This is a genomic window from Dryocola clanedunensis (assembly GCF_038405435.1).
GTDB classification, from domain to species: Bacteria; Pseudomonadota; Gammaproteobacteria; order Enterobacterales; family Enterobacteriaceae; genus Dryocola; species Dryocola clanedunensis_A.
Genome location: NZ_JBBYHZ010000205.1, coordinates 1 through 533, shown reverse-complemented (window position 1 = coordinate 533; position 533 = coordinate 1). Strand labels below are relative to the sequence as shown.

The window sequence follows — 533 nt, the reverse complement described above, 5'->3', positions numbered from 1 at the left end:
CCTGCAGCTCCACGAAGGCGCTCATCTGGCGGCGGGCGTAGCCGTGGGCCAGGTTGAACATCGAGTAGTTCAGGGCGTGGAAGCCGGCCAGGGTGATGAACTGGAACTTGTAGCCATATTTGGCGATCTCCTTCTGGAAGGTCGCGATGGTGGCGTCGTCCAGGTTCTTCTTCCAGTTGAAGCTGGGCGAGCAGTTATAGGCCAGCAGCTTGCCCGGGAACTTGGCGTGGATCGCTTCGGCGAACTTGCGGGCGAACTCCAGGTCCGGCTTGCCGGTCTCGCACCAGATCAGGTCGGCGTAGGGGGCGTAAGCCAGGCCGCGGCTGATGGCCTGGTCCAGGCCGTTGCGGGTCTTGTAGAAGCCTTCCACGGTGCGCTCGCCGGTGGTGAACGGCTGGTCGTTGCCATCCACATCACTGGTCAGCAGGTCGGCGGCCTCCGCGTCGGTACGCGCCACCAGCAGGGTCGGCACGCCCATCACGTCGGCGGCCAGGCGCGCGGCGTTGAGCTTTTCGATGGCCTCGCGGGTCGGC

Annotated in this window: 1 pseudogene; it reads right to left on the bottom strand. The window is 65.5% G+C overall.

Annotated features, from left to right (window positions below):
* A pseudogene (locus AAE045_RS24245) lies at window positions 1-533 on the bottom strand (isocitrate lyase); the annotation flags it as partial.